This is a genomic window from Lentzea flava, from assembly GCF_014648475.1.
Classification (GTDB): Bacteria; Actinomycetota; Actinomycetes; order Mycobacteriales; family Pseudonocardiaceae; genus Lentzea; species Lentzea flava.
Genome location: NZ_BMRE01000114.1, coordinates 1 through 8,602 on the forward strand (window position 1 = coordinate 1; position 8,602 = coordinate 8,602).

General features: G+C 64.2%; 5 protein-coding genes. 4 read left to right on the top strand and 1 reads right to left on the bottom strand.

The annotated features are described in order from the left end of the window. The first annotated feature begins 356 nt into the window (after positions 1–356). From IEZ09_RS45420 to IEZ09_RS45435, 4 genes are all read left to right on the top strand, one after another. Positions 357–2,801, top strand: a complete 2,445-nt coding sequence (locus IEZ09_RS45420) for a hypothetical protein (protein ID WP_189260067.1) — start codon at positions 357–359, stop codon at positions 2,799–2,801. 363 nt (positions 2,802–3,164) lie between these two features. Then, entirely contained in the window at positions 3,165–3,344 is a 180-nt protein-coding gene (locus IEZ09_RS45425) for a hypothetical protein (RefSeq protein ID WP_189260070.1), read from the top strand. Positions 3,345–3,358: 14 nt separating this feature from the next. Continuing rightward, on the top strand, positions 3,359–3,544 hold the full coding sequence (locus tag IEZ09_RS47265) for a hypothetical protein (RefSeq protein ID WP_229813553.1): 186 nt from the start codon (positions 3,359–3,361) through the stop codon (positions 3,542–3,544). Between the two features lie 324 nt (positions 3,545–3,868). Then, a complete protein-coding gene (locus IEZ09_RS45435; RefSeq protein ID WP_189260068.1) occupies positions 3,869–4,558 on the top strand; it encodes a hypothetical protein in 690 nt (229 codons plus the stop codon). Here the strand turns inward: IEZ09_RS45435 and IEZ09_RS45440 are convergent. Then, complete coding sequence (locus tag IEZ09_RS45440; RefSeq protein ID WP_189260069.1) at positions 4,549–8,511, bottom strand: hypothetical protein; 3,963 nt, start codon at positions 8,509–8,511, stop codon at positions 4,549–4,551. The genes IEZ09_RS45435 and IEZ09_RS45440 overlap by 10 nt on opposite strands. Positions 8,512–8,602: the final 91 nt, after the last annotated feature.

Genomic DNA, 8,602 nt, shown 5'->3' on the forward strand with positions numbered 1-8,602 from the left:
ACCACAACAACCAAACACCCACACCCACCACACCATTCGTCGACCTCACCCCACACGACCGGAATGTCCCTTCAGGTCAAGGACCACGCTTCGAGTTCGTAACACCGCTCACTCCACAGACCGCACCTACGGCCCGCACCAAACCAACGGCCCGCACCAAACCAACCGCCCGCACCAAACCAACGCCCGTCAAGCCGCCGGTACCGTTGTCGCCGCAGCTGCTGGAGTCGATCGTGCGGTGGCGTCCCGGTACCGGCGGGTTTCGCACTCTACGGGAGTACCTGACATCGCTGCAGAGACAACATCCCGCGATCTCGCTGGAGACCGTTGGAAACGATCGTCTCAAATCTCCGTACATGCGTGACGCCATTCACAAATGGGTCGAGAGCATTAGCAAGGACACGGATCCGGAAACCGGAAAGACCTACACGCATGGAGCGATTTCCAACGCCAGCGGCGGCCTGTTGACACAATCGGCGGTGACGAAGGTTCTGATCAATGCGAGGGTATCGGTGGCATCGACCGTGTCGTTGCCACCACTGCTGCAGGAGCTGATCATGGGGTGGCGCCCCGCCCAGGAAGGACCCCGCACTCTCCCCGAGTACTTGACCACGCTACAGGCCCAGGACCAGCGTATCTCGCTCGACACAGACGATTCGGACCGGTTTGCCTTCCAGCCCACGACGGAGGCGAAACGCAAATGGGCCGTGAGCCTGTGCGAAGAACTCAGCACCTCAACTGCCGAACCGGACATTTTTATCAAGGTCGCCGAACTCTCCGGAGGCATGCTCAAACCGTCGACAGTGGAAATCTGGTGGCGCGCCCACCTGTCCATCAACGAGCCTCTGCCACAACACGTACGGGAGTCGATCGTGCAGTGGCGCCCCGAACCAGGCGGTCCCCCCACTCTGCGGGAGTATCTGATCGTTCTGCAGAACCAAGGCCACAACATTTCACTCGCGACCTCAAACAACAGGCTTTCCTCCCAGCGTCTCGCCGATTTGATCAGTTCATGGTCCGACGGTTTGCGCGACGTCCCGATCGAAGCGACGCCAATGCCGGACAGCAGCAGGCGCAAGCACAAACCCGGCGCAGTTCACACCCCGACGACCATCGCCGCGCTCTCCGGCGGCCTGATCGACGAGTCGGCCGTGCGGAAACGCAAGACGCCAGGCGCTTCGCGGCCACCAATTAGCTCCCTGCCACAGCAAATGCAGGATGCGATGGCGAAATGGCACGTCTCACAACCGGAGAAGCGAGGTAGCACATCCGATCCCGCACTCTCCGGCGGCCTGACAGATCCCTCGGCCGGCGGCTTCCCACCACAGCTGGCCAAGCGGCCCAGGATATCGGGTCCTGCCAGGCTGGCCGGCGCACCTGGCATGAATGTCGGTGTCGGGAGTGTCGAGCAGGGCGGGCCAATCGACAGCCGCGAGCCTGCCCACCACCTCGCCACCACGGCATCGCCGCCGACGACCGCGTCGGGCTGGCCGACGTGGGCCGGTCCACTGGATTTGCGTGGGATGGACATCGTGGTGTCCGGACCTGCCGCGACCGGCACACACGGGGATCAGCAGACCACACACCTGACCATCCGCGAACTGAGTCAGGTGCGAACTGAAACGGGCTGGCCTGACGACGCTGACGATTCCGGTGGCGGTGACCGCGGTGGCTTCCCCAGGCCCCTCCCAGGCGCTGGTTCCGCGCCGCCGACCGGGCACGACATCGCGGACACGAGGTCCAGTGCGGACCTTCCGTCCGCTGAGCCAACTGCCGCCGAGACGGCGGTGGACGATGGCGGGAGCGACAACCCGCCGCCCGTTGGAGCGCGACTTCTGCCGGACGGCCGTAACGAGATCACCCTGCCAGAGGACATCGACGAGCTCGAGGAAGAAGGACTGGTGATCGTGCGGACGATCCACCAGCCACGGGTCCACCCCACACCCGGTGGCGACGACATGTTCCCCTGGCTCGATGGCGACGATCCGCGCAAGAAGGTGTTCGCCCCCTTCGCCGACGAACACGGTCAGCTCCACCCGTACGTGCGCGAAAACGTCCACCAGATCACCGCCAGAATGGTCAGCGGCAAAAAGATGTTCAGCGATATCTCCCAAGACCCCGCCGACGATCGGCTGCCCGAACTCTTACCACGCGAGTGGACCGCGATCTGGAAGAAACTCGAAGCAACGGTCGCCCGCGAAATCCAGCGACTCGTCCTCAACCAGCAGCTCGCCACGCCCCGAGTCCGCGTCGGCATAGTCGAGAAGCACCACGTCGAGCTCGGTGAAAGTGTTCTCGTCGGGCAGAACGGCCTGTTCACGTTCACCCTTCCGGCCGACATGGCGCCCGAGGAACGGCTGTCTCTGATCAACGGGGACATCCTCGGCGTGTACGCCGGCGCGGTCCTCCGCAACCTGGCCGAACAGAACAAATGGAAACGCGACCATCCCCACACCTGGCCTCACTACGCCTTCGGGGTCAGCAAGCAGGACACGATGGCCGCCGAGGATGTCAACAACTCCATCGCGTTCGCCAACTCCGCGCTCAAGGACGGCGAGTACGACGAAGGACGGATCAACGCGACCTTCGTCACCTTCAAGGTCACAATGCCCGTTCCACCCGAACACCGCACCGATCCCACGGAGACCACACGCGAACAGGCCATCATGGTTCTACTTCCGCTGGACAACTGCTTCGACCCCAAGAAGAACCCCTTCGGCGTCATCCTCACTTACTACGGGGGAGAATACCTCAGAAATTTCATGGAGCATCCACCCATCAAACAAGAAGACGACGACTGACGGCCGTTCTGAGGCGAGAGAAGTCAAGCGGCCAGGACGTTAATGACTGCATATTGCGACCATTCAGGCAAATTCCTGGACGCAGCGCGAGAGGCGACCGTGCGGTTGCATGACGTCACGAACCTGTGGACACCAATTCCCACTTCCACCGAATTGGAATTGGCGCCCGAGTCGCGCCCGTTCAACAATTCTCGACTGTCAGATCGACCCATTCCAGTGGACCTGCTGCGCCGATCTCGAACCTCGGCCGAGAATACGATTTTCCGTTATCTCGGCAATCACTCTCCACCTGGAAGAACGGGCACATTAGGAGTACGCCTCATCACCGGCTCGTAGCACGCACGAGCAAGGTTCGCTGGCCTCATGCCGCGCAGCGCGGCGGACCAACCCCTGACCGGGCCGCACGAGCCGTGGGAGCAACTCGCCGATCAACTGCCCGAACCCGCGTTCTCGTCGCACCTGCGGAAGGTCATCGCAGGTCTGCCGGTGTTGCCGGTGAACTGCTTTCCGTTGTCGCTCAACACTTCCGAGGGCGCTCTGTAGCGGCGCATCGCCGCGTGAACGCCTCACCCACCGCCCGGCCCGTAGGCACCGCGACCACCGCCGCGATCACCACGAACCGCGAGTGGTCGTCGATCCCGGTGACCATCTTGCACCGGGCGCCCGTCGGCCAGCGGCACGCCGCCGACGATGTCGAGCCGCCACAGGTGCATCAGCTCCGTGCGCTGCCAGCGCCGGCGTAGCCGATCCGGCGAGCACCCACAAAGGATGATCACGCCTCAGCCGACAGATCAGCGCTTCCACCTCGGCCTCCGTGCGATTCGGGCAGGTACGCGGACGCCGCGATCGATCCGCCAAACCCGGCATGTCTTCCCGCTGGAAGCGCTGCCGCCAGGTGTGCGGCGACTGGCGCGAGGTTTCCATACCTGGCCACGACCTCACCGATGGGCGACCCCGCCCAGCACCTCGCACACCACCCTGGAGCGGTACTCCACCTGCGCTTGCTGATCCACAACCATCCGCCGTGATCCAGCTACTCGATCAAGCACAGACAAGATCATGATCACGTGGCTGCGGTGCTGTTCGGCTGGAACCTACCTGTCAGACGAACGAAGGAGACAAAGCCGAAAAACCTTCTCTCCGAAGACGACGCCGAGCGCACACTGCAGTTGCCTCGCTTCACAGAGCCGCACGGTCCGATGACACCGCCACGCGTGTTACCCACCAAAGCGAATCCTGCGCAAGCGATGTACGCCCCGCGGTTTCCTCGGACGAAAGAGGACGCACCCGAGCGCCGTCAACCACGACCCACCCGGCCTGCCAGCCAACCGGCAACCCCGCCCAGGAGCATCCTTCACGGCGACGACCAGAAACGGCACAGGCCGGGCAAGCCCCAGGCCCGCATGCTGATCGAGCGCACCGGTCCGGTGGAGCCGCTCGTCCGGCCGGCGCTGATCGTCGCGTTCACCAAACGGAAGTTCGACGCACTGGACCTGAAACCCGGTGGACATCCGACTGACGAGCATCCAGGAGAGGTCACCGCATCCTGGTTCTCGACGTTCTCGACGCCACCGGACGCGTGGCTGTGCAGATCGCCAAACGGTTCGGTAACGCACAAGCGATCGCCGACGGTCGCGATGCCACTCGACTCGCCGCGCTGCTCGACCTGGGTGCGGACGACACGTTCGGGCAGGCCGACCGCGCGGCCGAGATCGATGTCGTCATCGATTACGATGTGGGGAAGCCGTCAGCCCTGAACCGGTCCAAAGCCGCTGATGTGCCACTCCAGCTCAGCGGCATACCGGCCGGCGTCCATGCGCAGGCGGCCTGGATCCACCTTCTCAGGGTCCCACCATCCCATCAGGGTGCCCTCGACCCCCACCCCGCCGGCGAGGGCGCGGTTCTCGTCCATCAACCCGCAACCTTGCCCGTACGCACGCGCGCCCTGCTCGGGCGACATGCCCGGATGCCAGTTGTTTTGGTCGATGGGGCGGCTCGGATCCATCGTCACCACGTGATGCACGAGCTGGCCGGGACGCCACGGGAGCACCTTGAACACCAACCGATCACCGTTGGGCCTCTTCAACGGCACCTCGTCCGGCCCGCCCCTGTTGAAGTAGTGCTCGACGCCCAACTGCACGGCCCGCAACGTCTCCTGCTGGGTGCGCTCGTCATACCGCCCGTCCGGATCCAACACGATCCACGTCACAAGCTCGGTGCCAAGACCCTGCTCGTCGACGAACCGTCGCACTTCGAACCCCGAACGCTGAACCCCCTGCCCAGACACCGGCTCCTGGGCTGCGACCACGACGCCATGGTCGGGTACCGGAGTGTCCCACAACGTGGGGAACGCAGCGCCGAAGGACGCACCGGTAGACCCACGGAACAGCTCCCGGATCGCCTGCCCATCTCTGGACCGGACCACATCGAAGTCACCGATCGGCGATATGGTGACGTCGACTCGCGCCCAGGGCCGCGTGCCCCCATGACTCACGACAGGTGGTCCTACCGTCACGGGAATCTTGCCAAGATCCACAAGCAGACCGTGGCGATCGGCCTCATCGCGCATCTTCTTGCGAAGCTTCTGCTCGGCGACATGCGCGCGTTCGGTGGCATGCCGCATGCCGCTCGGGGCGGCACTCAGGATGGTGATCACAACGCTCGGCATCGCCCCGGCAAGCTGGTCCGGTGGCAGCCGCCTCTGACGCCACCAGGCGGCCAGCACGACCCGCCGCGCCAGATCGGTCATGTCGTCGTCACTGCTGTTGAGATCCATACCAGCAATGCTGTTTGCGGCGGCTACTTCCAGATCGACCTCAGGACGAACAGGCTCCCCCGGCGCCGCGACCTCGTGGAAGATCCCGTGGTCCGTGGCTACCTCGTGATCTGACCCCACAAACACGCGCGTGGTAGCCCCGGCAATTCTGGTGCGACCCCGCCATTCCGTATAACCCGCACGCTGCATCAGATAGAGCGCACGCTGAATGCCGTAACCAAGGGTGGCACCGCCTGGGAAGACGCCAGGCTCGTTGACCTTGCACGCGATCAACCTCCAATTCTCTTTGCGGCGCGGATCAGCCACCTGGAAGAACTGCGTCCCGACGATCGCCTCGGTCCCGTGCCAGCCAAGCAATCGGATGATGTCGCCCCATTCGTCTGGGCGGCCAGTGCGCATCGCGACAGCGAGCCGCCCTTCCGCGTCCGAATGCGTGGTGATGTTGATGTGGTCGCGTCCGGCCAACGGGCTCAGGATCACCTTGGACGAAGCAGGCGGCACATTTGTGTCCGGTATGGACAGGTAGAACTCGCTGCGGGTGTTGTCGGTTCCTTCCAAGGCCGAATCCTCAGCTCTGTCGTTTGCATTGCTCGCCAGACTCAGTCCTGTCATCTCTGCCGCACCGTCGAGCAACGGGGCAGACCACAGGTCGACGGCACGAACCGGCAAGGGCGGCGCGGTTCCGAACTTAGGCTTGACCACGCTCATCTGACCGTCCGCAAGGAAGGTGATCTCGTTGTCGGACCAGTGAACCACCCGCCGGTAACCGGCGGCAGCGAACTCGGCCACCAGATCGCCATGCCCCACCAAAGAACCACCAACGGGCACGATCATCACCGATCGCGTCGTCTGACCTGGCGCACCTGGGCTGATTCCGTTGTGACCGAGGCCCTCGCGCAGCATCGGGTCATGAGCGACCACCCTCATCAGTTCCCGAGGCGAAGGCCGATAGGCCTTGTCATCGACACCGAGACTCTCAAAACCAGCCGCATCGCATCTCACCACCAGCAGCAGCGGCGGGATCGGCTCGTCCCCGCCCGGCAGACGTGCCGTGGCTGGCCGATGCCGAGCAGCGGCGGGATCGGCAGCGCCGTCCAGCAGCAGCACCTGGCCCATCTGAGCGTCAGACACCGACTTGGCCCATTTTTCGAGTTGCGCGACGAACGCGCCGTCGCCAGGCCAATGGACTACAAGCGCACGCGGCCTTCCCGCGTTGTCGTCCACTCTGGACAACTTGAAATCACCCGCCCGGAAGCCAGAAACATCCACATAGGACATGCCTGGATCGAGGATCGTGCGAAGATCACCATCACCCTGCAATGCGTACACGGCCCGCGGGAACAAACCGGCCTTGTGCAGCCCGGTGACCACATCGAACGCGAACGCACCGTAACTGTGCCATCCCAGCGGATTCGGCGTGAAGATCACCACAGGTCTGCCAGCCTGCACCCCTTGCGCGAATCCCTGCTGCGAAGCCAGCCCGCATCCTGCCCACACCCCGTCCACGTCCGCGTATTTACCACTGCGCAGACCGACCCGGCCCCCGCCGGCACCGGTCGGAGGCACCACGAACCACAACGGCGCCACAGGCTCCCCTGAAGGCGCCACAGTTGTCCATGGCCCAGGAACCTGCCCACCGTTGTTGACAAAATCAGCGAAGTCGCGGAACCGTTCGGGCTCCCAGCCAGGCACATGAGCAGGGAATCCGTACACCGATCCCATCCAGGACAGCGATGCGGCCGACAACGGCAACGGCTGATGCCTTACCTGCACTGCGGCATCCACATCCAGTGTGCCGTGATGAGTGAATCCGAGTTCACCGGCCACCATGATGTGGGCATCCCAGTCCCGCCCGGTCGCCCTGGACAGTTCCGCCAAAGACTCCTCAACAAGCCGCAACACAGCGTCGGTGTCACCGCTCCTGGCCGCCCAGGCCAGCCACACCAGCGTCGGCTGCGCCGATTCCATGATCGCGGCCCGCACTTGGGGACTCTCGAGCATGAACGCGACGAACCGTGCCGGAAGCATCTCTTCGATCTGCCGCCCGTCGCCTCTGCTCACCGCGATCATCTGGCCATCAGGGCTCTCGAGCCCAAACACCACAGGTGCAACCCTGCCGTCCTCCAGCCACGCCGCCCACGGAGTCATGGTCGAGCGCAGCAAAGTCGCGCCTGAAGAAACCCGGTACGCCCGAGGCGACCACTCGGTCCGCCTGCCGGGCTTTTGCACCTCCAGGATATGCGATTCCGAGAAGTCGAAGCCGTACAACCTTCCAGACGGCAGACGGTGCTCTGGGATCCGCTCGACGGGCACCGGCGTGAATTCCGCAGGCCCTGGCACGGCCGGCGGCAGGGCAGCAGCCCTGGCCGGGTCTGTCAATGCCACGGAGATCTCCCGGAACGCATGCCTCCACCGCAGGCACTCAGCGACAATCTCAGCATTGCGCTTGCCCGCATCCGAGCCATCGGCGTTAACAGCAACAATGATAACCGGCACGTCACGGTGCATATGGGCGTACTCATGCACGCCAGCCACATGGCGGCCGACCGCATCCGCGTTCGCCACGCCGCCACCGGTACGGATCCCTCCCGCCACGGTTTCCAGCACCACCACCGTGGGCTGCCCACCACCCACCACCGACGCGGCCAGACCCTGATACACCCGCAAAGGCCAACCAGCGCTCATCGCCGCGTCCGACGCCACCACGAAAGCACCGCTGGCCGCCAAAAGTGGCGGATACTTCCACGCGATCGGCAGAACAGCCTGCGATTGCCCCGCCAACACGGCAGATGACGCCGGCGACCCACCCAGATGCACACCACCCCCACGCCGCAACCGCGCCTGCTCCACGACATCACCCGGAACCGGCTCAACAATGCGCGTGCCATCCGGCCCGATGGCATGAACCGAACCATGCTCAAGCGGACCGATCATGCCGTCAGGATGCAACTCGACCGGAACATCATAACCCTTCGCCACCCCACCAAAACCACTCCCACGCACCCACGACTCGAACTCACCAAGC